Annotated in this window: 22 protein-coding genes, 1 tRNA gene and 1 riboswitch; of the genes, 14 read left to right on the forward strand and 9 right to left on the reverse strand. The window is 70.0% G+C overall.

Annotation, left to right across the window (positions count from 1 at the left end; all coding sequences use genetic code 11):
• Nucleotides 1-181: 181 nt before the first annotated feature.
• From mshC to HCA44_RS19515, 5 genes are all read right to left on the reverse strand, one after another.
• A complete protein-coding gene (gene mshC / locus HCA44_RS19495; protein WP_169650992.1) occupies nt 182-1,423 on the reverse strand; it encodes a cysteine--1-D-myo-inosityl 2-amino-2-deoxy-alpha-D-glucopyranoside ligase in 1,242 nt (413 codons plus the stop codon).
• A gap of 93 nt (nt 1,424-1,516) precedes the next feature.
• On the reverse strand, nt 1,517-2,338 hold the full coding sequence (locus HCA44_RS19500) for an SCO1664 family protein (RefSeq protein WP_346764810.1): 822 nt from the start codon (nt 2,336-2,338) through the stop codon (nt 1,517-1,519).
• 29 nt (nt 2,339-2,367) lie between these two features.
• Entirely contained in the window at nt 2,368-2,964 is a 597-nt protein-coding gene (locus tag HCA44_RS19505) for a DUF3090 domain-containing protein (RefSeq protein WP_169650993.1), read from the reverse strand.
• A 171-nt stretch (nt 2,965-3,135) separates the two neighbouring features.
• Entirely contained in the window at nt 3,136-3,855 is a 720-nt protein-coding gene (locus HCA44_RS19510) for a histidine phosphatase family protein (RefSeq protein WP_169650994.1), read from the reverse strand.
• Between the two features lie 42 nt (nt 3,856-3,897).
• Nucleotides 3,898-4,743, reverse strand: a complete 846-nt coding sequence (locus tag HCA44_RS19515) for an undecaprenyl-diphosphate phosphatase (RefSeq protein WP_346764811.1) — start codon at nt 4,741-4,743, stop codon at nt 3,898-3,900.
• A 188-nt stretch (nt 4,744-4,931) separates the two neighbouring features.
• On the opposite strand from HCA44_RS19515, the gene HCA44_RS19520 reads away from it, so the two are divergent.
• From HCA44_RS19520 to HCA44_RS19555, 8 genes are all read left to right on the forward strand, one after another.
• Nucleotides 4,932-5,864 carry an aldo/keto reductase gene (locus HCA44_RS19520; RefSeq protein ID WP_169650996.1) on the forward strand — a complete coding sequence of 311 codons (933 nt, stop codon included), beginning with the start codon at nt 4,932-4,934 and terminating at the stop codon, nt 5,862-5,864.
• 105 nt (nt 5,865-5,969) lie between these two features.
• Complete coding sequence (locus HCA44_RS19525) at nt 5,970-6,641, forward strand: biliverdin-producing heme oxygenase (protein WP_169650997.1); 672 nt, start codon at nt 5,970-5,972, stop codon at nt 6,639-6,641.
• Entirely contained in the window at nt 6,641-7,693 is a 1,053-nt protein-coding gene (locus HCA44_RS19530; protein WP_169651017.1) for an ABC transporter substrate-binding protein, read from the forward strand. The genes HCA44_RS19525 and HCA44_RS19530 overlap by 1 nt, the downstream gene beginning before the upstream one ends.
• Nucleotides 7,690-8,754, forward strand: a complete 1,065-nt coding sequence (locus HCA44_RS19535; protein WP_169650998.1) for an iron ABC transporter permease — start codon at nt 7,690-7,692, stop codon at nt 8,752-8,754. Before HCA44_RS19530 ends, HCA44_RS19535 begins: the two co-directional genes overlap by 4 nt.
• A gap of 65 nt (nt 8,755-8,819) precedes the next feature.
• Nucleotides 8,820-9,587 (forward strand): heme ABC transporter ATP-binding protein, encoded by a 768-nt coding sequence (locus HCA44_RS19540; RefSeq protein ID WP_346764813.1) that lies wholly within the window; start codon nt 8,820-8,822, stop codon nt 9,585-9,587.
• Between the two features lie 130 nt (nt 9,588-9,717).
• Nucleotides 9,718-10,746 carry a hypothetical protein gene (locus tag HCA44_RS19545; RefSeq protein ID WP_169651000.1) on the forward strand — a complete coding sequence of 343 codons (1,029 nt, stop codon included), beginning with the start codon at nt 9,718-9,720 and terminating at the stop codon, nt 10,744-10,746.
• The gene (locus HCA44_RS19550; protein ID WP_169651001.1) at nt 10,746-10,985 is read left to right on the forward strand and encodes a DUF5703 family protein; all 240 of its coding nucleotides are present in this window, start codon (nt 10,746-10,748) and stop codon (nt 10,983-10,985) included. The genes HCA44_RS19545 and HCA44_RS19550 overlap by 1 nt, the downstream gene beginning before the upstream one ends.
• Nucleotides 10,986-10,995: 10 nt before the next feature.
• Nucleotides 10,996-12,069 carry a quinone-dependent dihydroorotate dehydrogenase gene (locus HCA44_RS19555; RefSeq protein ID WP_169651002.1) on the forward strand — a complete coding sequence of 358 codons (1,074 nt, stop codon included), beginning with the start codon at nt 10,996-10,998 and terminating at the stop codon, nt 12,067-12,069.
• Between the two features lie 90 nt (nt 12,070-12,159).
• On the opposite strand, the gene HCA44_RS19560 is transcribed toward HCA44_RS19555, so the two are convergent.
• Nucleotides 12,160-12,693: a YbhB/YbcL family Raf kinase inhibitor-like protein gene (locus HCA44_RS19560; RefSeq protein WP_169651003.1), complete on the reverse strand. Its 534-nt coding sequence runs from the start codon at nt 12,691-12,693 to the stop codon at nt 12,160-12,162.
• Nucleotides 12,694-12,719: 26 nt separating this feature from the next.
• On the reverse strand, nt 12,720-14,072 hold the full coding sequence (locus HCA44_RS19565; RefSeq protein WP_169651018.1) for a M20/M25/M40 family metallo-hydrolase: 1,353 nt from the start codon (nt 14,070-14,072) through the stop codon (nt 12,720-12,722).
• Between the two features lie 125 nt (nt 14,073-14,197).
• On the opposite strand from HCA44_RS19565, the gene HCA44_RS19570 reads away from it, so the two are divergent.
• From HCA44_RS19570 to HCA44_RS19595, 6 genes are all read left to right on the forward strand, one after another.
• Nucleotides 14,198-14,283, forward strand: a tRNA-Leu gene (locus HCA44_RS19570).
• Between the two features lie 132 nt (nt 14,284-14,415).
• On the forward strand, nt 14,416-15,927 hold the full coding sequence (locus HCA44_RS19575) for an SDR family NAD(P)-dependent oxidoreductase (RefSeq protein WP_169651004.1): 1,512 nt from the start codon (nt 14,416-14,418) through the stop codon (nt 15,925-15,927).
• Between the two features lie 88 nt (nt 15,928-16,015).
• Nucleotides 16,016-17,320 carry a saccharopine dehydrogenase NADP-binding domain-containing protein gene (locus tag HCA44_RS19580; RefSeq protein ID WP_169651005.1) on the forward strand — a complete coding sequence of 435 codons (1,305 nt, stop codon included), beginning with the start codon at nt 16,016-16,018 and terminating at the stop codon, nt 17,318-17,320.
• A 122-nt stretch (nt 17,321-17,442) separates the two neighbouring features.
• Complete coding sequence (locus HCA44_RS19585) at nt 17,443-19,629, forward strand: malate synthase G (protein WP_169651006.1); 2,187 nt, start codon at nt 17,443-17,445, stop codon at nt 19,627-19,629.
• A gap of 133 nt (nt 19,630-19,762) precedes the next feature.
• Nucleotides 19,763-21,517, forward strand: coding sequence for a substrate-binding domain-containing protein (locus HCA44_RS19590; RefSeq protein WP_169651007.1), 1,755 nt, complete (start codon nt 19,763-19,765; stop codon nt 21,515-21,517).
• Between the two features lie 51 nt (nt 21,518-21,568).
• Nucleotides 21,569-22,705 carry a metallophosphoesterase gene (locus HCA44_RS19595; protein ID WP_169651008.1) on the forward strand — a complete coding sequence of 379 codons (1,137 nt, stop codon included), beginning with the start codon at nt 21,569-21,571 and terminating at the stop codon, nt 22,703-22,705.
• A 10-nt stretch (nt 22,706-22,715) separates the two neighbouring features.
• Here HCA44_RS19595 and gcvP read toward each other — a convergent pair whose 3' ends face one another.
• Nucleotides 22,716-25,565: an aminomethyl-transferring glycine dehydrogenase gene (gene gcvP / locus HCA44_RS19600; protein WP_169651009.1), complete on the reverse strand. Its 2,850-nt coding sequence runs from the start codon at nt 25,563-25,565 to the stop codon at nt 22,716-22,718.
• A gap of 197 nt (nt 25,566-25,762) precedes the next feature.
• Nucleotides 25,763-25,881: riboswitch (glycine riboswitch) on the reverse strand.
• A gap of 53 nt (nt 25,882-25,934) precedes the next feature.
• Complete coding sequence (locus HCA44_RS19605; protein ID WP_346764814.1) at nt 25,935-26,510, reverse strand: MerR family transcriptional regulator; 576 nt, start codon at nt 26,508-26,510, stop codon at nt 25,935-25,937.
• Nucleotides 26,511-26,872 lie beyond the last annotated feature (362 nt).

Here is a 26,872-nt window from a genome sequence, read left to right on the forward strand (position 1 = left end):
TCGACAACCTCGTCCTGCTCTGCACCCACCATCACCGGTTCGTGCACCACATCGGCTGGACCATCGACATCCACGACGACGACCACATGCCCTGGTTCACACCACCACCCACACCACACGGACCGAGCGAACCACTCCCGGCACACCGCAATTCGATACCACTACTCGCGTGAGCCGGGTTTCAGCGCAGGTCCACCCCGAGGAGTGCGTCGACCGCGTCAGCCACCAGGGCAGGCGCGGACGCGTCGCTGCCGCCGTGTTCGAGGGCGCGCGTCACCCAGCCGTCGATCGCGTCGAGAGCCTTGGGGGTGTCGAGATCGTCGGCCAGGTGCTGGCGCACGCGTGCGATCGTGTCCTCCGCTGCGGGTGCCGACGACAGGGACGCCGCGCCGCGCCACCGAGCGAGGCGCGCCTGAGCATCGGCCAGCAGGTCCGCCGTCCAGAACCGATCCTGCCGGTAGTGCCCTGCGAACAGCGCAAGCCGGATCGCGCCGGGATCGACCCCGTCGCGACGCAGTGCCGACACCAGCACGAGATTGCCTCGGCTCTTCGACATCTTCTCGCCGTCGAGACCGATCATTCCGGTGTGGACGTAGAAGCGCGCGAACCGCCGGTCCCCCGTGACCGATTCGCCGTGCGCTGCCGAGAACTCGTGATGCGGGAAGATGAGATCGCTGCCGCCGCCCTGCACGTCGAATCCGGACCCGATGCGGTTCAACGCGATCGCAGAACACTCGACATGCCAACCCGGCCGGCCGGGACCGAAGGGCGACGGCCACGACGGCTCCCCGTCGCGCGCCGCCCGCCACACGAGCGCGTCGAGTGGATCGTGCTTGCCGGGACGGTCCGGATCGCCGCCACGCTCGGCGAACAAGCGGGCCATCGTGTCGTGGTCGTAGTTCGACTCGTACCCGAACTGCTCGGTGGCGTCGACACGGAAGTACACGTCGGGATACTCGGCGTCGTCGACGACGTACGCGGCACCGGAGGCGACGAACTTCTCGACCATCTCGATCACCTCGCCGATCGACTCGACGGCGCCGATGTAGTCGCGCGGCGGCAACACTCGAAGCGCCGCCATGTCCTCGCGGAACAGATCGATCTCGCGGCTGCCCAGGTCACGCCAGTCGACGCCGTCGCGCTCGGCACGCTCGAACAGCGGGTCGTCGACGTCCGTGATGTTCTGCACGTAATGCACGTGGTGGCCCGCGTCCCGCCACACCCGGTTCACGAGGTCGAAGGTGAGGTAGGTGGCGGCGTGGCCGAGGTGTGTCGCGTCGTACGGGGTGATGCCGCACACGTACATGGTCGCGGTCTCACCTGCGGCGACGGGCCGCACCTGACGGTCGGCGGTGTCGTGGAGCCGAAGTGGCGGCCCCTGGCCGGGGAGGGTGGGGACGGCGACGTCGGACCAAGACTGCATGCCGCCGAGCCTAGTGGAGGCGCTCCCGGCGACCCGTGGCCGGGCGCGTCCCGGACGCCGAGAACCGCCGCGTCAGCAGCGGCGACGGGCGGGTCAGAACGGTGGCCAGGGAATGCGCCTGCTGCCGGTCGGCAGCGGCATGGTGCCGCACTCGGCGAGCTCGACCGCTCGCACCTGCAACGCCGTGATCTCGTCGTCGGTGACGTGCTCGGCGAGCGCTCCGCCGAGGTCGCTGTCGAGCGCCTCGACCAGTTCGGAGATGTCGACGCGCAGATCCGCGGGTACCGTCTCGCCCGCCCAGCCCCACAGGACGGTGCGCAATTTGTCGTCGACATGCAGGCAGATGCCGTGGTCGACGCCGTACACCTGACCGTCGAGTCCTTCGAGTACGTGCCCACCCTTGCGGTCGGCATTGTTGAGGACCACGTCGAGTACCGCCATGCGCAGCAGCCGCGGATCGTCGGCGTGGATGAGCGAGATCGGGGAGCCGGTCGCGTCACTCGCTTCGAGGACCTCGAACCAGCGGTCCGGGATGCTCTCGGGTGCACACACGTCGACGAGATCGAGACCGCCCGGCTGCGTCTGCCGGTCGGTGCTGTCGATCCACTGCTGCACCATGCCGACACCGAACGGGCCGTCGCGCAGGAGCGTACGGGGCACCACTCCCCAACCGAGACTTTCCGACACGAGATACGCCGCGTACTCGCGGCCCGCGAGCGTGCCGTCGGGAAAGTCCCACAGCGGTCGCTCGCCACGGACGGGTTTGTAGACACACCGCACCGACCGGTCGCCGGCTTCCGCCTCGCACACGAGGGTCGCATTGCTTGCGGTCGTGATCTGACCGATCACGGTGAGGTCGCCTTCGGACAGCGGGTCGACATTCGCGGACCGGCCCGGATCGGCGACCACACTCACTCCTCGTCCTCGTGCACTGGGCGTCCCGCTCACTCCTCGGTGTCCAGATCGGCGGCGCTCAGCCCGAACGTCTCGCCCCGACGGTAGCCGTTGGTGCGAATGCAGATGTGTCCCTCGGGCGCGAGGGGCTCGCCGCACAGCGGGCACGGCGCCCGGCCGGCGGCGATGACACGTTCGGAGCGCAGCGAGAATTCGCGTGCCTGGATCGGGGTGAGGAACACGCGCACGGCGTCCGGGCCCTCGTCGGAGTCGTCGAGGACGACCGATTCGTCGAACTCGGTCTCACTGACGGCGAGCAACTCGACGACGACGGCCTCGGCGTCGGCATCCCAGCCCAGGCCCATAGTGCCGACCCGGAACTCCGCGTCGATGGGCATCACGAGCGGACTCGTGTCGCCCAGTTCGGAGACCTCGGGCGGGACGTCGGTACCGAACCGCCGGTGCACCTCGTCGAGGAGCAGCCCCATGCGGTCCGCCAGCACCTGCACCTGCTGCTTCTCGAGCAGCACACTCACGACCCTGTTGTCGTGTACCGCCTGGAGATAGAACGAACGGTCCCCCGGTTCGCCGATCGTTCCGGCAACGAATCGATCGGGAGTGCGGAAGACGTGAATCGCGCGTGACATTGCACCTCCCTCAGCTCGCCCACGGACCCGGTGACCCGAATCCAGGTGTTCCCCGGCCGCCTGATCGTTGCCGGGCCGCCCGACGACAGCACCTGGTCCACATTATCCGCCGATTCGCCTCTCGCGGCTCCGCATGAGCGGTTCGGCACACGCTGTGCGCGAACACAGCGGTCACACCTCGCCGCCGGGGACCGACGGCGACGCCGCCCGCGGCGCGTCTTCCGCCCGGTCGGACGCGTCGCGGTCGGGGTGCTCGGCACGCGGCGGAACCAGCCCGCTCAGATCACCACCGGTGTCGTTCGTTCGAAGCACGAACGGGCTGGTCTCGGTGTAACGGACGACACTGAGCGACGCCGGTTCGGCGACGATGCGCTGGAACCCGTCCAGATGGATGCCGATCGCGTCGGCGAGAACCGCCTTGACGACGTCACCGTGTGTACACGCGACCCACAGCACGTCTCGGCCGTGCTCGCGCGCGAGTCGCGCGTCGTGCTCGCGTACGGCCGCGACCGCGCGCGCCTGCACCTGGGCGAGGCCTTCGCCACCGGGGAACACGGCTGCGGACGCGTGCTGCTGCACGACCCGCCACAACGGTTCCTTCACGAGGGACGCGAGTTCGCGACCGGTCCAGTCGCCGTAGTCGACCTCGGCGAGTCGCGCGTCGATCACGGGCGTGAGCCCGCGCGCACGAGCGAGCGGGGTGACGGTCTGTTCGCACCGCAGCAAAGGCGACTGGACGATCTCGACGACGTCGACGGCCGCGAGTCGGTCGACGAGCCGCTCCGCCTGACCGATGCCGTGCTCGTCGAGTTCGACACCGGGACTGCGTCCGGCGAGCGTGCGCGCCGTGTTCGACGTCGATCGTCCGTGGCGCACGAGTACCACTGTCATTCGGCCAGCCTATCCGCGACGGCGTGCCCGCGCTCTCACACGCTAGGTGGCCGACACGACACCCGTGGCGAGCAGAGCCATGACGACGACGCCGAGGACGATGCGATAGCCGACGAACCAGTACATCGAGTGATTCACGACGAACCGCAGCAACCACGCGATCGACGCGAACCCGATCGCGAACGCGATGATCGTCGCGACCAGCAGCTGCGGCCCGGACGCGATCAGTCCGCCCCCCGACGGCTCGAATGCGTCGGGGAGACTGAACAGTCCGGACGCGACGACCGCGGGGATCGCGAGCAGGAACGAGTAGCGGGCCGCGGCCTCGCGCGTGAGGCCGAGGAACAGACCGGCACTGATCGTGCCGCCCGAGCGGGATACGCCAGGCACGAGCGCGAGTGCTTGCGCGGAGCCCATCACGATGCCGTCCCGCAGGGTGAGTTCTTCCAGATGTCGACGCTTGCGCCCGAAGCGTTCGGCCGCGGCGATGACCAGCGCGAAGACGATGAGCATCGTCGAGATGAGCCAGAGATTGCGCGCCCCGGTACGGATCTCGTCCTTGAACAGGAATCCGAGGACACCGACCGGGATGGTGCCGACGATGACGTACCAGCCCATGCGGTAGTCGAGATCGCCGCGATACTCGCGACGGCGCAGCCCTCGGAACCACGCCCGCACGATGCGCACGATGTCGCGTGCGAAGAACAGCAGAACCGCTGCCTCCGTGCCGAGTTGCGTCACCGCGGTGAACGACGCACCCGCGTCGTCGCCGAAGAAGATCCCGGACACGATGCGCAGGTGGCCCGACGACGAGATCGGCAGGAACTCGGTGAGCCCTTGCACGGCGCCGAGGACCACCGCCTCGAGCCACGTCATCGACTCGCTCACCCTGCCTGCCCCTGAACACGATTCACGGCAGCAACCGTACCGGCCGCGCGGCCGTCCGGCGTGGCAGTGCGACCGGTACGTCGCAGCGCACTACGCTTCCCGCCAACGGCACGTCACCAACAGTCGGCATGTCACCAACAGTCGGCATGTCACGAACACGTCGACGCGGGCACGGAGCAGCAGGAGCTATGGAACAGAGATCGGTAGGCGCAACGGGTCTTCGCGTATCGCGGCTCGGACTGGGCACGCTCACGTGGGGTCGGGACACCGGCGGCGACGAAGCCGCAGCACAGCTTTCGGCGTTCGTCGATGCGGGCGGCACACTCGTCGACAACTCGCCCGCGTACGGCGACGGTGCCGCACAACGTATTCTCGCCGAGCTGCTCGACGACGTGATCCCTCGTGACGAACTCGTGGTGAGCACCAGCGCGGGGATCAGCCCGCACAAGTCGGCGAGCCGTGTCGACTGTTCACGGCGCGCACTGCTGAGCCAGCTCGACGCGACCTTGCGCGAGCTCGGGACCGACTACGTCGACGTGTGGCAGGTCGCGACGTGGGATCCGCTCACTCCCGTCGACGAGATCGCGGCGACCCTCGACTACGCGGTCGCGAGCGGCAAGGTGCGGTACGCGGGTGTGCGCGGATATCTGGGCTGGCAGCTCGCCACCGCGGCAGGCGCGTCGGGCACGACGCCGCTGGCGGCGACACAGGTCGAGTACTCGCTCCTCGCCCGCGGCGTCGAGGAGGAACTCGTGCCTGCCGCGACACATCACGGCATCGGCGTGTTCGCCGCGGTACCGCTCGCGGGCGGCGTCCTGACCGGCAAGTACCGTGACGGCGTCCCGGCCGATTCACGCGGCGGCGACCCCGCCCATGCCGAGGACGTCCGTTCGTACCTGCAGTCCCCTGCCGGGCGTGTCGTCGACGCGGTGGTCACGGCCGCCGACGGCCTCGGCACGTCTCCGCTCGCGGTCGCGCTCGCGTGGACGCGCGACCGCCCGGGCGTCGCGAGTGCGATCGTGGGCGCGCGCGACCTCGCGCAGCTCACCGGCGTCCTCGTCGCCGAGGAGCTCGCGCTCCCGCCTGCGATCGCCGCGGCCCTGGACGATGTGAGTGCGTGACAGGCGGCGGGAGTGCGTGACACCACGTCGGCGCACGACTCGCACCGCACCGGTCGAACAGGGCAGGCTAACCTGATCTGACAGACAGTCAGTCGAGGAGGACCCATGCCCACTCTGAACGAGGTGCAGTCGCCCGCCGGCCTTGCGGAACGAATCCGGTCGGGTACGGCCGACGCGCACCGCGACGCCGAGGAATCGCGCTTCGTCGAGGCGCTGCTCGGCGGCGAGCTGACATCCGAGGGATACGCCGAACTGCTGGCGCAGAGCTGGTTCGTCTACCGCGAACTCGAGGAGGCCGGGCGTGCGCACGCGGACGATCCGGTCGTCGCGCCCTTCCTGTCGGACGCGCTGCTGCGGGTGCCCGCCCTCGAAGCAGACCTCGCTTTCGTGCGCGGCCCGCAGTGGCGTGAGACGGCCGTCGCGCGACCGGCAGCCCAGGCGTACGTCGCCCGGCTGCGCGAGGTCGCCTTCGACGATCCCGCACTGTTCGTCGCACACCATTACATCCGGTACATGGGAGATCTGTCGGGCGGCCAGATCATCCGTCGCCGCGTGTCCGACGCATACGGCTACCAGGACGCTGGCGTGCGCTTCTACACCTTCGACGAGATCCCGAAGACGAAGCCGTTCAAGGATGCGTACCGCGCATCCCTGGATGCGGCACCGTTCGATTCGGCGACTCAGGACCGGGTGATCGACGAGGTGCGCCTCGCGTTCGGCCTTAACCGGGCGCTGTTCGACGACCTCGCGGGCGACCTCGACCGTTTCCGCGCGTGATGGCTGTCCTCTTCGCTCGATCCCGCTCCACCCGCCGTCGCACCGCACGTGTGGCAGCACTCGTCGGCGCGGCGGTGCTCACGATATTCGTCTCGGCGTGCAATGCGCCTGCGGCGCAGGACTCGGCAGGCGCGACCGGCCCTCGCACCGCGACCCTTGCCGATCCGAATCCGCAGCCGGTCACCGACCACGCGACGCCGGTGCTACCGGCCGACACGGCCGACGCCGAGGGCACGCCCGTCACCGTCGCCGACACCTCCCGCATCGTCGCGATGGACCGCTACGGCACGCTCACGCAGACGGTCTACGCACTCGGGCTCGGCGACTCGCTCGTCGGCCGCGACATCGCCGCGAAGTTCCCCGCCGTCGAGGACGTCCCGGTCGTCAACCCGGGCGGGCAGTCGATCAACGCGGAAGCAATCCTCGATCTGCGTCCCACGGTCGTGCTCACCGACACGAGCATCGGCCCCCGCGGCGTCCAGGACCAGTTGCGCGCGGCCGGGGTGCCGGTCGTGTTCTTCGATCCGCACCGCAGCCTCGACACAGTCGACGACCAGATCCTCGCGGTCGCCCGCGCCCTCGGGGTCGGCGAACTCGGCGACCGTCTCGCGGCCCGCACCTCCGACGAGATCGCGGCGGCCCGCACGCGCGCCCCGGAGGGCCAGGAGCCGCTCGAGATCGCGTTCCTCTACACCCGCGGCCCCGCGATCACGATGATCGGCGGCCCGGGGTCGGGCGCAGATTCGCTCATCGACGCACTCGGCGCGGTCGACGCGGGCACGAAGTCCGGCATCACGCAGGAGTTCGTCGCGATCACCAGCGAGGCGCTCATCGCCGCGGCACCGGACGACATCCTGATGATGACGCACGGGCTCGAGTCGATCGGAGGAATCGACGGCCTCGAGGCGATCCCCGGCATCGCCCAGACCCCGGCCGGCCGAAGCAAGTCCGTCGTCGACATGGACGACGGCGTACTGCTGGGCTTCGGCCCGAACACCGGACGCGTGCTTGCGGCCCTTGCCGACGCCTTCTATCCGGACACCGCTTCATGACCGAAGCGTCACCCGCGGCGACCGCGTCCGGTCGCCGCACCACGATCGTCCTCGCGGTGCTCGTCGTCGGCCTCGTCGCAGCGTCGATCGCGGCGGCGTGCATCGGCCAGGTGCACACGACGCCCGCCGAGGTCGTGGGCTCGATCCTGCATCGCATCGGACTCGACATCGGACCGATGCCTGCGCACCCGAGCGGCGACGTCACCCTGTGGGAGGTCCGCTTCCCGCGTGTCGTGCTCGCGATCGTCGTCGGCGCCTCGCTCGGCTGCTCGGGCGCCCTGCTGCAGGGCGTGTTCGCCAACCCGCTCGCCGAACCGGGTGTCATCGGTGTGTCGTCGGGCGCCGCGGTCGGCGCGAGCGCAGTGATCGTCGCGGGCGGCACCTTCGCGGCAGGCTGGTCGGTGGCCGTCGGCGCATTCGTCGCCGGACTGGTGACCACTGCGCTCGTGTATCTGCTCGCGCGCCACGAAGGCCGCACCGAGGTCGTGACGCTCGTGCTCACGGGCGTCGCCGTCAATGCGTTCGCCGGTGGGCTCATCGCGCTGTTCACGTTCATCGCGTCTCCTGCAGCGCGCGACCAGATCGTGTTCTGGCAGCTCGGTTCCCTCTCGGGTGCGACCTGGAACGCTGTGGCGATCGTCGGGCCGATGGCCGTCGTCGGGGTCGGTGCGACGATGGTGATCGCGAGGCGCCTCGACCTGCTCTCGCTGGGTGAGTCCGCAGCCCGCCACCTCGGTCTCGACGTCGAACGCCTCCGGCAGGTCGCGGTCGTGATCGTCGCTCTGCTGGTATCGGCGAGCGTCGCATTCACCGGCATCATCCTGTTCGTGGGACTCGTCGTCCCGCACGTCATGCGCATCTGCGTCGGACCGGGCCACCGCGTGCTGATCCCCGCGAGCGCGCTGTGCGGCGCCTTCGTCCTGCTGGTCGCCGATCTCGGCGCCCGCACCCTCGTCCCGAACGCCGACCTGCCGCTCGGCATGCTCACCGCACTGGTCGGCGGGCCGTTCTTCTTCTGGCTGCTGCGCCGCACGCGCGCCCGGCAAGGAGGGTGGGCGTGACGCGGCGCTGGTGGCCGGGCCGCGCCGCCGCGGCGGACACCCCCACGTCGACCGAACCCGGCGGGGTGACCCTGAGCGCGGCCGGGCTGCACGTCGAGCGCGGCGGACGACCGGTCCTCGTCGACGTCGACGTCGACGTGCGCTCCGGCGAGGTCCTCGCGCTCGTCGGCCCCAACGGTGCGGGAAAGTCCACGCTGCTCGCGGTGCTCGCGGGCGATCAGGCCTTCTCGGCGGGCGACGTCGAGCTCGACGGCAGACCGCTGGGCCGGTATTCGGTGCGGGACGCGGCTCGGCGGCGCGCCGTGCTGCTGCAGGCCAACACGGTCAGCTTCCCGTTCACGGCCCGCGAGGTCGTCGCGATGGGCCGCTCTCCGTGGGCGCACACGCCGCGCAGCGAGGACGACGACGCGATCGTCGACGCGGCGATGGCCGAGTGCGATGTCAGCCGGTTCGCCGACCGCCCGTTCACCGCGCTCTCCGGTGGCGAGAAGGCGCGCGTCGCACTGGCGCGCGTGCTGGCGCAGGACACCGAGACGATGCTGCTCGACGAGCCGACGGCCTCGCTCGACCTCGGCCATCAGGAGACCGTGATGCAGATCGCCCGCGAGCGCGCCCGCACCGGCCGGGCCGTCGCGGTCGTGCTGCACGACCTGGGGCTCGCCGCCGCGTACGCCGACCGCATCGTCGTGCTGTCCGAAGGACAGGTCGCGGCTGCGGGTGCCCCTGCCGACGTGCTGTCGGAAGAGCTGCTCAGCAGCGTCTACCGGCACCCGATCGACCTGGTGCCGCACCCCCGTACGGGAGCACCGCTCGTCGTGCCGCACCGCGACTGACCCTGCTGTCGTCGAGTCGGCCCGAGTCGGCTGCAGGGCGGTTCGGCCGATCAGGGATGCTTGAGAGGTCGGCCGGCACACGGCCGCCACCGCGAGCACGTCGCAGTCAGCAGGACATCCGGAGGATCACGTGAGTAGATGGGAAGCGCGCACGGTCGCAGCCGTGCTCGCCGTCGCGGCCGTCACGATCGCGGGCTGCTCGTCCGGCGAGGACGACGATGCGAGCACCGGGCCCATGGTGTCCGCGACCGCACCGTCCGCCGGGGCCTCGACCGCGCAGCCGGACGGCGAGGTGCGCGCCGCCGCACCGATCGACTCGCTCACCTTCTCGCGTCCGGCCGCAGAAGGGGCGCCGAGCGCCCTGTTCGCCGCGGTGACGGGCGACGGAACGCAGATCGAGGTGGCGTCCTCGGACGCGGGATCCGCGCCGCTGCACACGCTCACCACCCCCGTGCCGGTCGTCGACGTCGCCGCCGCGCAGGACGGCACGCTGCTGCTCGCGATGAACGGCGCCGTCGGCCGCCTGCACCTCGACGCGGGCACCATCGACACGATCGACGTCGACGGGGACGTGCGCACCGTCGCCGAACTGGCCGACGGGCGCATCGCGGCAGGACTCGCGGGTGGGCGTCTGGCTCTGCTCACCCCGGACGGCGGCGTCGACGCCGAGATCACCGGCATCGCGTCGGTGGACGCGCTCGCCGTCACCGGCGACGCACTCACCGTGCTCGACCGCACGCAGACGTCGGTCACCGAGATCGACCTCGCCGAGAATCGGCCCGGCTTGGCGTTGCGCGCGGGCGAGGGCGCGACCGAACTGACGACCGACCACCACGGACGCATTCTCGTGAGCGACACCAACGGCCGCGAGCTGCTCGTCTACACGACCGGCGATCTGATCCTGCGGCAACGCTTCCCCACCGGCAGCGGACCGTACGCCGTGGCGTACGACGACGTCGCCGAGCGCGTGTGGGTCACGTTGCCGGAAACCGGCGAAGTGGTCGGTTACGATCTCTCGACCGGGGTCGGCGTCGAGACCGCCCGATACACCACGGTCCGTCAGCCCGACGCGATCGCGGTGGACCCGAGCACCGGCGACCTGCTGATCGGCTCGGCCACCGGCGACGGTCTGCAGCGGATACCTCTCGGGAGGTCGTGATGGCGTTCAACGCGCGGAAGCTTCCGGCGACATGGGACACGAGCTCCGAGGAGTTCGACTACGTTCCGCTCACACTTCCGCCGGACGTCACCCGCGTGAGCGCGTCCATGCGACTCGCCATCCAGGCCGAGTTCGGTGGCTGGGAGCTCTCACGTGTGCGTCTCTACACCGACGGCAGCCGCGGCGTCCTGCTGCGGCGCCGCAAGTCGCCCCGCCACATCCCCGACCCGGGTATCTGAGGAGTCTGTCGTGTATCCGCTGCTGTTGAGGCTGATGTTTCTGCTGCCTCCCGAGCGCGTCCATCACCTGGCCTTCGCCGCGATGCGGCTCGTCACGAGGACTCAGCCGCTGCGCTGGATGGTGACGCGGGTGCTCACGGTGCGCGACCCGATCCTGCGGACGACGGTGTTCGGTGTCGACTTCCCCGCACCGATGGGACTGGCGGCCGGTTTCGACAAGAACGCGGACGGGGCCGACACCTGGGGGCCGATGGGCTTCGGATACGCCGAGGTCGGCACCGTCACGGCGCAGGCACAGCCCGGCAATCCGCCGCCCCGGCTGTTCCGGCTGCCCGCCGACCACGCGCTGCTCAACCGGATGGGATTCAACAACCACGGCGCGGGCACTGCGGCCAACAACCTGCGCCAGCGCCGGGCCGGCGGCGTGCCGATCGGCGCCAACATCGGCAAGACGAAGATCACGCCGCCCGCGGACGCCGCGGCCGACTACACCACGAGCGCGCGCATGCTCGGCCCGCTCGCCGACTTCGTCGTCGTCAACGTCAGCTCGCCGAACACGCCGGGGCTGCGCGATCTGCAGGCGGTCGAGGCCCTACGGCCGATCCTCGTCGCGGTACAGGAAACGGTGACGACCCCGGTACTGGTCAAGATCGCTCCCGATCTCTCGGACGAGGACGTCGACGCGGTGGCCGACCTCGCTGTCGAACTCGGCCTCGCCGGCGTCGTCGCGGCCAACACGACGGTCAGCCGCGACGACCTGCGCACCCCGCATCCCGATGTCGCGGCACTGGGCCCGGGCGGCGTGTCCGGCCCGCCCGTCGCCGACCGTTCGCTCGCGGTGCTGCGCCGCCTGCACGCCCGCGTGGGCGATCGGCTGACGCTGATCTCGTGCGGGGGTATCGAGAACGCGGACCACGCATGGGAACGCATCCTCGCCGGAGCCTCGCTGGTGCAGGGCTACACCGGCTTCATCTACGGCGGGCCGTTCTGGGCGAGGTCGATCCACAAGGGTGTCGCGCGCCGCGCCCGCGCGGCCGGGTTCACGTCGATCGCGGACGCCGTCGGGTCCGGTGTCGCGTCCTGACCTGCCACACTCCGAGCGACGCACACTCGTCTGCCTACCGAGCGGGGCCGGTGGCAGCACGCCACCGGCCCCGCTTCGTACCAGCTGTCGTTACTTCTGCTCGTAGAGTCCGGTGATGCGCGCACGGGCGATCGCATGGCCGAACAGGTTGAACCCGAGGAAGGCCGGCGTCGACTCCGCGGTGACACCGTCGATGCGGTCGACGTCCACCGCGTGCACCGCGACGATGTAGCGGTGCGGGCCGTGCCCCTCCGGCGGGGCGGCACCGAGGAAGCGGTGCAGTCCCGCGTCGTTGCGCAGTGTCAGCGCCGTCGACGGCAGGCCGGTCCCGTTGTCGTCACCCGCTCCGGCGACCAGGCTCGTGGTGGTGGCCGGGATGTTGAGCACGGCCCAGTGCCAGAAGCCGGACGCGGTGGGCGCGTCGGGATCGAACACGGTGACGGCGAAGCTCTTCGTCTCGGCCGGGAAGCCCGACCACGACAGTTGCGGCGACTCGTCGTACCCGCCCGCACCCATGATTCCACTCACCTGCTCGGTCGGCAGGGTGCCACCGTCGGTGAAATTCTCCGACGTGAGCTCGAAGGTGGGCAGGTCCGGCAGCGGCTCGTAGGGGTCGAATGCCATGCGGTGTTCCTTTCGTTGAGGACGGATCAGCAGCGAGTCAGGAAGTGCCCGAGCACGCGGGCACCGAAACGCAGAGCGTCGACGGGCACCCGCTCGTCGACGCCGTGGAACAGCGCCGAGAAGTCGAGATCGGGGGGCAGCTGCAACGGAGCGAAGCCGAAGCACCGGATGCCGAGCTTCGCGAACGCCTTGGCGTCGGTGCCACCCGACATCATGTACGGCACGGTGCGCGCGTCGGGGTCGTGCGCGAGGATCGCGTCGTTCATCGCGTCCACGAGGTCGCCGTCGAAGGTCGTCTCGTAGGAATCGAGCGACGTGACCCATTCGCGCGTCACGTCCGGGCCGATCAGCTCGTCGACGATGCGCTCGAACTCGGCGCGCCTGCCCGGTAGCACGCGGCAGTCGACCATCGCCTCCGCAGTCTGCGGGATGACATTGGCCTTGTACCCGGCCGACAACATCGTGGGGTTCGCGGTGTCGCGGAGCGTCGCGCCCACGATGTTCGCGATGCTGCCGAGCTTCGCGAGGGTGCCCTCGAGGTCGGGCGAGGCGGGATCGAAGTCGAGTCCGGTCTCTTCCCCCGCCGCCGTCAGGAATTCGGCCACGGAATCGGACACGACGAGCGGGAAGGTGTGCGTGCCCAGACGCGCGACGGCCTGAGCGAGGGTGGTGACCGCATTGTCGCTGTGCAGGAACGAACCGTGGCCCGCACGGCCACGCGCGGTGAGCTTCATCCAGCCGAGGCCCTTCTCGGCGGTCTCGACCAGGTACAGGCGGCGCTCGGTGCCGTCCGGACGGGGCACGGTGAGCGAGAACCCGCCCACCTCGCCGACGGCCTCGGTGACTCCCTCGAACAGGTCCGGCCGGTGTTCGACGAGCCACTGACACCCGTAGCGGCCGCCGTTCTCCTCGTCCGCGACGAACGCGAACACCAGATCACGCGGTGGCACGACGCCTGTCGCCTTGAACTCGCGCGCGACCGCCAGGATCATCCCGACCATGTCCTTCATGTCGACGGCGCCCCGGCCCCACACGTAACCGTCCTCGACGGCCCCCGAGAAGGGGTGCACGCGCCAGTCGGCGGGCTCGGCGGGCACGACGTCGAGGTGCCCGTGCAGCATGAGCGCGCCGCGCTCGCGGTCGGCGCCCTCGAGTCGCGCGAACACATTGGTGCGGCCGGGTGCGCCCGACTCGACGATCTCGACCTCGTAGCCGACCTCGCGCAACTGCCCGGCAACCCAGTCCGCGCACTCGGCTTCGCCCTTGGTCGTCGCGAGGTCGCCGGTATTGGACGTGTCGAACCGGATGAGCGCACTGACGAGGTCGACGACCTCGGCTTCCGCACGGCCGCTGCCTGGACTTTCCCCTCGGGTTCCCACTGAAGAAGACACGCCACTTTCCTACCATCGTGGAGGGGCTCGCGCGTGCCCCGAACACGCGATTTGGGCCCTGACGCTTCATCGGTTAGTCTTTCGAGGCGCCCAACGAACAGGGGCGTGAGCAAGTCCGAGTGGCGGAATGGCAGACGCGCTAGCTTGAGGTGCTAGTGTCCTATTAACGGACGTGGGGGTTCAAGTCCCCCCTCGGACACAGGAGCGAACCGAAGCTCAGGATCTCGATCCGGAGCGGCTCGCACTCCACGATTCTGAGTTGAGACAGACGAGAAGGCCCCGGTTCTTTCGGAACCGGGGCTTTTCTCGTGAGAGGGCACGTGTTCCAGTCATGACAGCCACGAGCGAGAATACGGCGACGAGCGACGAGACCGCGACTGTGCACGCCGGTACGCCGAGCACACTCGATCCCGCCGATCTCGACGCATTTCATCGCGTCCTCGACCACGCCGCGCGGCTCGACGCGGACCATCCCGACTCGGTCGCGATCCAGCGCGCCGTGGCGCACATGTTCAAGAAGGCGAAGCGGACACGTCGCAATGCGGCCCGCGACGCGCGCGCCGAGGCCGACCGCCGCGTGGTCGCCGCAACGGCGACCGGTTCGCCGGACCGGATCGACGACGAGACTGCAGGCATCCCGCTGTCGTCGTCGGCGCAGGGTGCGACGGCGGGCACGCTCGTCCGAGCGCGTCCGTGCTACATCTGCAAGCAGCGCTACACGGTCGTCGACGCGTTCTACCACCAGCTGTGCCCGTCGTGCGCGGCACGCTCGCACGCCAAGCGCGACGCCCGCACCGACCTCACCGGCAGGCGTGCCCTGCTGACCGGCGGCCGCGCGAAGATCGGCATGTACATCGCCCTGCGGCTGTTGCGCGACGGTGCCCACACGACGATCACGACGCGTTTCCCCAACGACGCCATCCGCCGCTTCTCCGCGATGGAGGACAGCGACCAGTGGCTGCACCGCCTACGGATCGTGGGCATCGATCTGCGCGATCCTGCGCAGGTCGTCGCGCTCGCCGACTCGGTCGCCGAGCAGGGCCCGCTCGACATCCTGATCAACAACGCCGCACAGACCGTGCGCCGCTCCCCCGGCGCCTACAGCGCACTCGCGGACGCCGAGAACGCACCGCTGCCTGCCGGGACGACGCCGGATGTCGTCACCTTCGGAAAGCCGAGCGAGGCTCATCCGGCGGCCCTCGCGAGTTCGCTGGGCGACGCCACCGCGCTGTCCGGGACCGCCCATGAACTCGCGGCGCACGACCTGACCGCGGCGGCGCTCGTCGCGAAGTCCGCCTCGCCCGCGCGTCAGGCGGCCGGGCTCGCAGTCGACGCCGGCGGCCTGCTGCCCGATCTCGCGACCACCAACAGCTGGGTGCAGACGGTCGCCGAGGTCGATCCGGTCGAGCTGCTCGAGGTGCAGCTGTGCAATGCGGTCGCACCGTTCATCCTGGTGTCCCGGTTGCGGCCCGCGATGGCCGCTGCCGCCGCACGGCGCAAGTACGTCGTCAACGTGTCGGCGATGGAGGGCCAGTTCGCGCGCTACTACAAGGGTGCGGGTCATCCGCACACCAACATGGCCAAGGCCGCCCTCAACATGCTGACGCACACGAGTGCGCGGGAGATGCTCGAGGACGGCATCCTCATGACGGCGGTCGATACCGGCTGGATCACCGACGAGCGCCCGCACGAGACGAAGATGCGCTTGGCCGACGAGGGCTTCCACGCCCCGCTCGACCTCGTCGACGGCGCCGCACGCGTGTACGACCCGATCGTGATGGGCGAACGCGGCGTCGACCTGTACGGGTGCTTTCTGAAGGACTACGAGCCGTCCCCCTGGTGACGCACCGCGCCGGCGACATACCGTACGTGCACCACGGTCGCGCTCGCGGCGGCACTCCGACGCACGTCGGGCTTGTATCGTCGGTCACATGACCGCGACACCCGACGACACGGGCACCACTGCCTCCTCCTCCGCCTCCCCGTCCCCCTCCGGCTCCCCCGGCCGCGAACACGACATCGCGATCTTCGGCGCCACCGGCTTCGTCGGCCGCCTCCTCGCCGACTACCTGGCCCGCAATGCGCCCGCGGGCCTGCGCATCGCGCTCGCCGGTCGCTCACGCGACAAGCTCGAGGCGGTACGCGACTCGCTGGCCGGCGCAGCGGCCTCGTGGCCGATCGTGCTCGCCGACTCCACCGACCCCGATTCGCTCACCGCCCTCGCCCGCGCCTCGCGCGTCGTGGCGACCACGGTCGGTCCGTACGCGAAGTACGGCAAGGATCTCGCGTCGGCGTGCGCACTCGAGGGCACCGACTACGTCGATCTGACGGGCGAGGTGCTGTTCGCACGCGAGAGCATCGACGCCAATCACGAGGCGGCCCGCGCGAGCGGTGCCCGCATCGTGCACTCGTGCGGATTCGACTCCGTGCCCTCCGATCTCGGTGTCCATGTCCTGCACGCCGCGGTCGCCGCCGACGATGCGGGCGAACTGCTCGACACGACTCTCGTCGTGTCGGCACTGCGCGGCGGCGTCAGCGGCGGCACGATCGATTCGTTGCGCACCCAGGTCGTCGAGGCCGCGTCCGACAAGCGGGCCCGCGCGCTCGCGCTCGACCCGTACTCGCTCAGCCCCGATCGCGCCGCCGAACCGGATCTCGGACGTCAGTCCGATGTCGGTGTCGTCAAGGGCACCGACATCGCGCCGTCGGTGCAGGGCTGGAAGGCACCGTTCGTCATGGCGTCGTACAACACGCGGGTCGTTCGGCGCACGAATGCGTTGCGCGAGTGGGCCTACGGGCGACGGTTCCGCTACCGCGAGACCATGAGCGTCGGCCGCTCGCCGCTCTCCCCCGTGCTCGCCGGTGCGGTCGCAGGTGGTCTCGGCGTCCTCGTCGCCGGTCTGGCCGCGAAACCGACCCGGGCACTGCTCGATCGGGTACTGCCGAGCCCCGGCGACGGCCCGAGCGAGAAGACCAGGCGGAACGGACATTTCACGATGGACCTGTACACGACCACCACCACCGGCACGCGTTACGAGGCACGGTTCCGCGCCGACGGCGACCCCGGCTACCAGGCCACCGCGGTCATGTTGGGAGAATCGGCGCTCGGGCTCGCGCTCGACCACGACGCGCTGCCCGACGCCGCGGGAGTACTCACCCCCGCCACCGCCCTCGGGGACGTGCTGGTCGATCGACTACGCCGCCAGGGCTTCGAGATCACGGCACGGCGCAGCTGACTGCAGGCGGACCGAACAGTCCACCTCATCCCCCACGTGCGCATGTTTACCGACAGGTAACATCCATTGTCGACGGCACCCTTCCCGGTGCCGGCGGAGCGAACAGAAGTGAGGCAATTTTCATGACCGAGCGTGTTCAGGTCGGCGGCCTTCAGGTCGCCAAGGTGCTCTACGACTTCGTCGAGAACGAGGCGCTCGCCGGTACCGGCGTGTCGTCGGAGGCCTTCTGGGCCGGGGCCGACAAGATCTTCGCCGACCTGACTCCGAAGAATCGTGAGCTGCTCGCCAAGCGCGACGAACTCCAGGAACGCATCGACGCGTGGCACCAGGCGAATCCCGGCAAGCCCGCGGACTTCGACCAGTACAAGAAGTTCCTGCAGGAAATCGGCTACCTCCTGCCGGAACCCGCCCCGTACCAGGTCACCACCGCGAACGTCGACAGCGAGATCGCCACCACCGCGGGTCCGCAGCTCGTCGTGCCGATCCTCAACGCCCGTTTCGCGCTCAACGCGTCGAACGCGCGGTGGGGCTCGCTGTACGACGCCCTCTACGGCACCAACGCCATCTCGGAAGAGGGCGGCGCCGAGAAGACGTCGGGCTACAACAAAGTGCGCGGCGACAAGGTCATCGCGTGGGCGCGCGACTTCCTCGACACGGCCGCTCCGCTCGAGACCGGTTCGCACAAGGACTCGGTGTCGTACACGATCGACGGCGAGACGCTGAAGGTCGCGCTGTCCGACGGCACCGTCACCGGCCTCGCGCAGCCGGAGAAGTTCGTCGGCTACCTCGGTGACAAGAGCGCCCCGTCGTCGGTGCTGCTGCGCAACAACGGCCTGCACGCCGACATCCAGATCGATCCGCAGTCGCCGATCGGCAAGACCGACGCCGCGGGCGTCAAGGACGTCGTGCTCGAGTCCGCGGTCACCACGATCATGGACTTCGAGGACTCGGTCGCGGCGGTCGACGCCGACGACAAGGTGGTCGGATACCGCAACTGGCTCGGCCTCAATCGCGGCGACCTCGCGGAGACCATCGACAAGGGCGGCAAGACCTTCACCCGCACGCTCAACGCCGACCGTGTCTACACCACGCCGTCGGGCGGCGAGCTGTCGCTGCACGGCCGTTCGCTGCTGTTCGTCCGCAATGTCGGTCACCTCATGACGAACCCCGCGATCCTCGATGCCGAGGGCAACGAGGTCCCCGAGGGCATCCTCGACGCGCTGCTCACGGGCCTCACCGCGATCCCGGGTCTGACCCGCAGCGACGACACGGGCCCGCTCGACAACAGCCGCACCGGGTCGATCTACATCGTCAAGCCCAAGCAGCACGGCCCCGAAGAGGTCGCCTTCACCACCGAACTGTTCGGTCGCGTCGAGCAGGTCCTCGGCCTGCCGACCAACACGCTCAAGGTCGGCATCATGGACGAGGAACGCCGCACGACGGTCAACCTCGCGGCCTGCATCAAGGAGGCCAGCGAGCGCGTCGTGTTCATCAACACCGGCTTCCTCGACCGCACGGGCGACGAGATCCACACGTCGATGGAGGCGGGCGCGATGGTGCGCAAGGCCGACATGAAGAAGCAGACGTGGATCGGCGCGTACGAGGACTGGAATGTCGACACCGGCCTGGCCGTCGGCCTCGAGGGCAAGGCGCAGATCGGCAAGGGCATGTGGGCGATGACCGATCTCATGGCCGAGATGCTCGAGCAGAAGATCGGCCACCCCAAGGCCGGCGCGAATACCGCGTGGGTGCCGTCGCCGACCGGCGCGACCCTGCACGCAACGCACTACCACCAGGTCGACGTGTTCGCGGTCCAGGAGGAGCTGCGCGGCACGAAGCGCGCGACCCTCGACGACATCCTGACCATTCCGCTGGCGGAGAACACGAACTGGTCCGACGCCGAGAAGCGCGAGGAACTCGACAACAACTGCCAGTCCATCCTCGGCTATGTCGTCCGCTGGATCTCGCAGGGAGTCGGCTGCTCGAAGGTGCCGGACATCCACGATGTCGCGCTCATGGAAGACCGTGCGACGCTGCGCATCTCGAGCCAGCTGCTCGCCAACTGGATCCGGCACGGCGTCGTGTCCGTCGACGATGTCGTCGCGTCGCTCGAGCGCATGGCGCCCGTCGTCGACCGGCAGAACGAGAATGACGGCGCATACCGGCCGATGGCGCCCGACTTCGACGCCAACATCCCGTTCCAGGCTGCCAAGGAGCTGATCCTCGAAGGCACCAAGCAGCCCAACGGCTACACCGAGCCGATCCTGCACCGCAAGCGCCGCGAGTACAAGGCGGCATTCGGCTTCTGATCGCACGTTCGGCAGTCGACCGGTACGGCAGCCCCCGCCCACGGGCGGGGGCTGCCGTGTGTCCGGGTTCGGAAGCCGGGAGCGAAGTCGCCTGCAGGACCGTCGATAGACTGGTGCGGGCGTACACACAGGCGTGCACGCAGGGAACGAACGGAGCAGGACACTGGGGCAGCATCGAGGCGACAGCGGTCGGCGCGGCGTCAGCAAGGGGCCGGTCATCGCGGTCGCGGCGGTCGTGGCCGTCGTCGTTCTCGTGGTCGGGTGGATTCAACTCGGCGACCGCATCGATCGGGAGGGCGCCGACGCGGCAGGCACGTGTGTCGAAGGAGACGCCGTCGTGCACGTCGCGGCCGATCCGTCGATCGCACCGGTCCTCACGGACCTCGCGGACCGGTTCTCGGCGACCGAGCCCATCGTGCGCGATCACTGCATCACGGTCGAGGTCACCGATCCGGATCCCGCGGCGATCGTCCCCGCGCTCGCTGCAGGCGCCGAGTGGGACGACGCCCTCGGGTCGCGGCCGGACCTGTGGGTTCCGCAGAGCTCGTCGTCGCTCGCGGAGGTCGGCACCGGCGTCGTCGACGGTGGCGCCCGCTCCCTCGCGGCGAGCCCGATCGTGCTGTCCGTTCCACCCACGCTCGGTAATGCACTCGAAGGTGCGGGCACGCGATGGCAGGACCTGTCCCGACTCGAGTCGACGGGCTTGTCGTCGATCGGACTGCCGCAATGGAAGTCGCTCGGCCTCACGCTTTCGCTCGCACCCGGCGCCGACGCGTCGGCACTCGCGCTGCAGGCTGTCGCCGCCGGGGTCGCCGGCCACCCGGGCGGGCCCCTCACGCAGGCCGATGCCGAGTCCGCAGCGGTGCGCGACGCGGCTGCCACCCTGGGAGTCGCCGCCGAGGACGGGACGGAGCCCACGCCCGCGCCGCCACCGGCCACCACACATGCCGTCCCGGTCACCGAGCAGACCATGTACCGCACACTGGCGCAGGACTCCCCGCCGGACGCCCTGGCGTACCGGCCGGCAGGCCCCACACCCGTCGCCGACTTCCCCGCTGCGATCCTGACCTCGGCCGACGAGACACGGGCCCGCGCAGCCGCCCAGTTCACCGAGTTCCTGCGGACGCCCGAACATTCGGCGTCCTTCCTCGACGCCGGATTCCGCGTTCCCGGCGGCGCGACCCCGGATTCGACGGTCATGCCGTTCCCGCGCATCGGGGAAACCGTCGCCCCGGCGGACGCCGCGGCCGTCACGACGCTCCTCGACGCGGCGCGCAATCCCGAACGGCCACGCTCGACCACGATCCTGCTCGACCTGTCCGAATCGATGGCGACGCGCGAGGGCGGCGGCACCCGCCTGGCGAATGTGACGCGCGCGCTCACCGAACAGATCGCCGCCGCACCCGACGACGCGGCGATCGGCTTGTGGGAGTTCGCCGGCCGGCTCGACGGGACGCGGCCGTACCGCGTCGCGGTGCCCACCGCACCGCTGGCGGAGGGCCGCGGCGGCACGAGCCAACGCGACGCGCTCGACGACGCACTCGCCGGGGCCGCGCCGTCGACGGGATCGCACTCGTACGCGACCGTCGACGCCGCCTACCGGGCTGCAGCCGAGTCGGCGACGCCTCAGCGGCCCGCTTCGATCCTGCTCGTCACCGACGGCGCCGACGACACACCGAATCTCACGCGCACGCAACTGTTCGCCGCACTCGACGCCGCGGAGCGCGAGGACGCACCGGTGACGATCGACGTCGTCGTGCTCGGCGATGCGGAGCAGAGCCTCGCCACGCTCCGCGAACTCGCCGAACGCACCGGTGGCACCCTCACCGAACTCCCGTCGTCGAACACTCCCGACCTCGGCTCGTCCCTCGCACGGTTCACGTCGTAACCGTGTTCCCTCCATCCACCGTGTTCCTTCCGGAAGGACCAGTGCAGCTCCGTGGTACGCCTGCTCGTCTTCGCCGTCCTGCTCGCCCTGATCACGTGGTGGCTGCACCGTAGGCTCGTCCGCGCCACGGCGCTGACGCGGCCGTGGTCGACTGTCGCCGACGCCGCGCTCCTGATCCTGTACGTCCTCGCGGTCGTCGGGGTGGGCAGCGGCGAGGCGTTCGCGACCTCGTGGGCGCGGCCCGTCGGCTTCGCCGGGTGGGCCTGGATCGGGGCAGGCCTCTACCTGCTGCTGGGCCTGGGCGCGCTCGCGGCCGTGTCCGGGATCGTGCGCGTCGCCGCGCGGCGACCGCACGACGAGTCACGCCGCCGAGCCCTGCGCGTCGCTACCGGCGCGGTCGTCGTCGCGGCCGTCGGTGCCGCCGGCTACGGAGTGGCGGAAGCCGCGCGGCCGCGGGTCACCACGGTCCGGGTACCGCTGCGCCGGTTGCCCGCCGAGTTCGACGGCGTCCGCGTCGCGCTCGTCGCCGACCTGCACGTCGGGCCCGCCCGCGGCGAACCGTTCACACGCCGCGTCGTCGACCTCGTGCTGCGCGAGAAGCCCGATCTCGTGATCCTCGGCGGCGATCTCACCGACGGTGTCGTCGACAAGGTCGCGCCCGATCTCGCACCGCTCGCCGACCTCCACGCACCCTTGGGTGTGTTCGGGGTCAGCGGAAACCACGAGTCGTACGCCGACGACGTCGGCAGCTGGCTCGATGTGTGGGAAGACCTCGGTGTGCGCGTCCTGCGCAACGAGCACGTGACGCTCACCCGCGACGGCGCGGCGATCGACGTCGCGGGTGTGTACGACTTCGATTCGAAGGACCCGTACGCGCCCGATCTGCCTGCCGCCCTCGCGGGCCACGATCCGGACCGGTTCGTCCTGCTCGCAGCGCATCAGCCCAAGCAGGTCGTCGAAGCGTCCGAGCTGGGCGTCGACCTTCAGCTGTCCGGCCACACGCACGGCGGGCAGATGTGGCCGCTCGGCGTGCTCGTCCCGCTGCAACAGCCCACGGTCACCGGTCTCGACCGTTTCGGCGACACCCTCGTGTACACGACGCGCGGCGTCGGCACGTGGGGGCCGCCGGTGCGCGTCGCGACGCCGCCCGAGCTCACGATCCTCGAACTCGCGCGCGACGCGGGCTGACCCGCGCTCGTCAGGCGTTCTCGAACGCGTCGATCGGCGGGCACGAGCACACGAGATTGCGGTCGCCGTGCGCGCCGTCGATCCGGCGCGCGCCCGGCCACACCTTGGAACGTTCGGTGCCCATCGGGTACACCGCGATCTCGCGGCTGTACGGGTGGTTCCACTCGTGCACCAGGCACTTCGCGGTGTGCGGCGCGCCGCGCAGCGGATTGTCGTCCACCGGCCACTCACCCGCGCCGACGCGATCGATCTCGCCCTTGATCGCGATCATCGCCTCGCAGAAACGGTCGATCTCGTCGAGGTTCTCACTCTCGGTCGGCTCGACCATCAGGGTGCCCGCGACCGGGAAGCTCATCGTCGGGGCGTGGAATCCGTAGTCGGCGAGCCGCTTGGCGACATCGTCGACGGTGACGCCCGTGTCCTTCGTGATCTTGCGCAGGTCGAGGATGCACTCGTGCGCGACCATGCCGTCCTCGCCCGTGTAGAGGACGGGGAAGTACTCGTCGAGACGACGCGCGATGTAGTTCGCCGACGCGATCGCGGTGAGGCTCGCGCGGCGCAGTCCTTCCGCACCCATCATCCGGATGTACGCCCACGTGATCGGGAGGATCGACGCGCTGCCGTAAGGCGCCGCCGACACCGGTCCTGCTCCCCCGAGTCCCGGCGCCATCGGGTGACCCGGCAGGAACGGCTGCAGGTGCGCGCGGACACCGATCGGGCCGACGCCGGGGCCGCCGCCGCCGTGCGGGATGCAGAACGTCTTGTGCAGGTTGAGGTGGCTGACGTCGCCGCCGAACCGGCCCGGGCGAGCGAGGCCGACGAGCGCGTTGAGGTTGGCGCCGTCGACGTACACCTGGCCCCCTGCGTCGTGCACGGCCGCGCAGATGTCACCGATCTCGTGTTCGTAGACACCGTGCGTCGACGGGTAGGTGATCATGATCGCGGCGAGGTTCTCGGCGTGCGTCTCGATCTTGGCGCGCAGATCGGCGAGGTCGACGTCGCCGTTGTCGCGACAGCCGACCACGACGACCTTCATGCCGGCCATGACCGCCGACGCCGCATTGGTGCCGTGCGCACTCGACGGGATCAGGCACACGTCGCGGTGCAGGTCGCCGCGCGCTCGGTGGTAGCCGCGGATCGCGAGCAGGCCCGCGTACTCGCCCTGGCTGCCGGCATTGGGCTGCATGCTGACGGCGTCGTAACCGGTGACCGCGGCGAGCCACGTCTCGAGGTCGCCGATCAGGGACAGCAGGCCGTCCGCGTCCGCCTGGGGCGCGAACGGGTGCAGCGCCGAGAAGCCCGGCCACGTGATGGGTTCCATCTCGGCGGTCGCGTTGAGCTTCATCGTGCACGACCCGAGCGGGATCATGCTGCGGTCGAGGGCGATGTCCTTGTCGGACAGCGACCGCAGGTACCGCAGCATCGCGGTCTCGGTGCGGTACCGGGTGAACGCCTCGTGCTGGAGGTACTCGCTCGTCCGCGCCAGCGCGCCGGGCAGTGCGTCGCCGGTCGGCTCCGGCACGTCCGTGCCACCGAATGCACCGACCACGGCCTCGACGTGTGCGCGCGTCGTCAGCTCGTCGCACGCGACGACGACATGATCCGCGTCGGCACGCCACAGCGTGATGCCCGCATCACGGGCCGCGGCGACGACGGCGTCGGCACGGCCCGGCACGTGCGCGAGCACCGTGTCGAAGAACTGCTTGTGCACGACGTCGACACCTGCCGCGGTGAGGGCGGCGGCGAGCGAACCGGCATGCCGTGCGACGCGCTGTGCGATCGCTTTCAGCCCCTCGGCGCCGTGGTAGCTCGCGTACATCGCGGCGAGCACCGCGAGCAGCACCTGTGCCGTGCAGATGTTCGACGTCGCCTTCTCGCGGCGGATGTGCTGCTCGCGGGTCTGCAACGCGAGCCGGTAGGCACGGTCGCCGTCGGCGTCGACGGACACCCCGACGAGCCTGCCGGGAAGCTGCCGCGCGTGCTTGGCGTGCACCGCGAGGTAGCCGGCATGCGGGCCGCCGTAACCCATCGGGACACCGAAACGCTGCGTCGTGCCGAAGCACGCATCCGCGCCCTGCTCGCCGGGAGGGGTGACGAGAGTTGCCGCGAGCAGGTCGACACCGATCGCGACGAGCGCACCGCGATCATGCGCCTGCGCGATCGTCGACGACCAGTCGACGACGCGCCCCGAGGCGCCGGGCAGCTGTGCGAGGACACCGTAGAAGTCGCCGTCCGGCAGGCCCTGTGCCAGGTCGGTGACGACGAGTTCGATGCCCAGCGGTTCGGCCCGTGTCTCGAGCACGGCCAGTGTCTGCGGGAACACGTCGGTGTCGACGACGAATCGCGGCGACCGGCTCTTGTTCGCGCGCCGCAGGAGCGTCATGGCTTCGGCGGCCGCGGTCGCCTCGTCGAGCATCGACGAGTTCGCGATCTCCATGCCGGTGAGGTCGGCGACCATCGTCTGGAAGTTGAGCAGCGCCTCGAGCCGGCCCTGGCTGATCTCGGGCTGGTAGGGCGTGTACGCGGTGTACCACGCGGGATTCTCGATGATGTTGCGCAGCAGCACCGGCGGCGTGAGGGTGCCGTAGTACCCGAGGCCGATCATCGACGTGGTGACCGTGTTGCGCGCAGCGAGATCGGCCAATTCGGCGAGCGCTTCGGCTTCGCCGACCGCCGCGGGCAGCACGTCGAGGCCGTCGGCGACACCGGCGGGGGCGGCGTCGAGAATGCTCGACGGCACGGCGGCCGCGGCGAGTGCGTCGAGGTCCGGGGCGCCGACGACGTCGAGGATGCGGACGAGTTCGTCCGCATCCGGACCGACGTGGCGGTCGGCGAACGAGCGGCTCTGCGGGTCGGTCACGGCAACTCCCAGGCAGGTGTCGAAGGAAAGGACGGGCTGTACCCGCCGGGAGCGGGTGTGAGCCGGTCGCTGCCGGCGTCGGCAGCGCATCCTCCCCCTCTGTCGAGTGCTCGCGGACGAGCGCCTGAGAGATTCGGCCGCGTAGGCAGCCTTTCCCCGTGGGCGGGTGGGTTCTCCCACCGCTTTCCAGAGACGTCGGAGCCCGTACGGTCCGGTTGCCTGAGAGATTGACGGGGAGGTGCTGCTCCTTCGGCGCCCGGGTCGCTCACGCACCGTGTGGCGCGGGGACGATCCGGAACTCTCCCGTACGGCGTCGACGCACCCGCCAGTCTATGGCACGGCCGGCGGTGCGGTGCACACGCGGCGCTGTCAGCCGGTCTTGCGGCTCGCGCGGTTACGGCGACGCGACGACAGTTCGTCCTCGGGAGCGGCGTCGGCGGTGCCACCGTCGGCGCGTTCGGCGGGGAAGGCCGCGATGGTGCCGGTGAGCTCGCGCATCGCACCGCTGACCGCGATGCCGAACACACCTTGCCCGCCCTGCAGCAGGTCGACGACCTCTTCCGGGGATGTGCACTCGTAGACCGTGGTGCCGTCCGAGAACAGAGTGATACGGGCGAGATCGCGGACACCACGCTTGCGAAGGTGATCGACCGCTACGCGGATGTTCTGCAGCGAGATGCCGGTGTCCAGCAGCCGTTTGACGATCTTGAGGACCAGGATGTCCTTGAACGAGTACAGGCGCTGACTCCCCGACCCCGCGGCGCCCCGGATCGACGGGACGACCAGACCGGTACGCGCCCAGTAGTCCAGTTGCCGGTACGTGATGCCGGCGATCTGGCACGCACTGGGAACGCGATATCCGACCAGTTCGTCGGGCACGGAGTCGTCGGGGAACAGACCCGGCTGGATGTCGTCGCTGCGGCTGTCGGTTGCCGAGCTGTCCACGCCCGAACCCTCGCTGGCCGGATTCTCGACCTCGACGCCGAGTTCCAACTGACTGTCCTGCGGCCGCTCTACCACTGACTACTCCCTCTCGCGTGTAGCACTGAACCCGACGATCAGCGCGACCGTCACGCTCGCGTCGAAGTCGTGTGCGGGAGACCGCGCGCCTGGTGTGCAACAACTCACCCCAGCGTACGCCCGACGCATACACGATGCGGACGCCTTCGCGGACAGGCACCCGAACCGGGACGCGATGCCCGGGACGACCTGGACCGAACGCTATGACCCCGCTCGCACGCGGTCAACGTGACGCGCCCGGAAAGTCTCAACCGTTACTCGAGACTTGGTGCACCCGAAGGGGTGCC

This window comes from Rhodococcus sp. HNM0569, assembly GCF_012726205.1.
Taxonomy (GTDB): Bacteria; Actinomycetota; Actinomycetes; order Mycobacteriales; family Mycobacteriaceae; genus Rhodococcus_F.

Excerpts from the sequence above, each read along its gene's own strand:
- mshC (WP_169650992.1), bottom strand. The coding sequence starts at position 1,423 with ATGCAGTCTTGGTCCGACGTCGCCGTCCCCACCCTCCCCGGCCAGGGG.
- HCA44_RS19505 (WP_169650993.1), bottom strand. The coding sequence starts at position 2,964 with ATGTCACGCGCGATTCACGTCTTCCGCACTCCCGATCGATTCGTTGCC.
- HCA44_RS19510 (WP_169650994.1), bottom strand. The coding sequence starts at position 3,855 with ATGACAGTGGTACTCGTGCGCCACGGACGATCGACGTCGAACACGGCG.
- HCA44_RS19520 (WP_169650996.1), top strand. The coding sequence starts at position 4,932 with ATGGAACAGAGATCGGTAGGCGCAACGGGTCTTCGCGTATCGCGGCTC.
- HCA44_RS19525 (WP_169650997.1), top strand. The coding sequence starts at position 5,970 with ATGCCCACTCTGAACGAGGTGCAGTCGCCCGCCGGCCTTGCGGAACGA.
- HCA44_RS19530 (WP_169651017.1), top strand. The coding sequence starts at position 6,641 with ATGGCTGTCCTCTTCGCTCGATCCCGCTCCACCCGCCGTCGCACCGCA.
- HCA44_RS19535 (WP_169650998.1), top strand. The coding sequence starts at position 7,690 with ATGACCGAAGCGTCACCCGCGGCGACCGCGTCCGGTCGCCGCACCACG.
- HCA44_RS19550 (WP_169651001.1), top strand. The coding sequence starts at position 10,746 with ATGGCGTTCAACGCGCGGAAGCTTCCGGCGACATGGGACACGAGCTCC.
- HCA44_RS19560 (WP_169651003.1), bottom strand. The coding sequence starts at position 12,693 with ATGGCATTCGACCCCTACGAGCCGCTGCCGGACCTGCCCACCTTCGAG.
- HCA44_RS19575 (WP_169651004.1), top strand. The coding sequence starts at position 14,416 with ATGACAGCCACGAGCGAGAATACGGCGACGAGCGACGAGACCGCGACT.
- HCA44_RS19580 (WP_169651005.1), top strand. The coding sequence starts at position 16,016 with ATGACCGCGACACCCGACGACACGGGCACCACTGCCTCCTCCTCCGCC.
- HCA44_RS19585 (WP_169651006.1), top strand. The coding sequence starts at position 17,443 with ATGACCGAGCGTGTTCAGGTCGGCGGCCTTCAGGTCGCCAAGGTGCTC.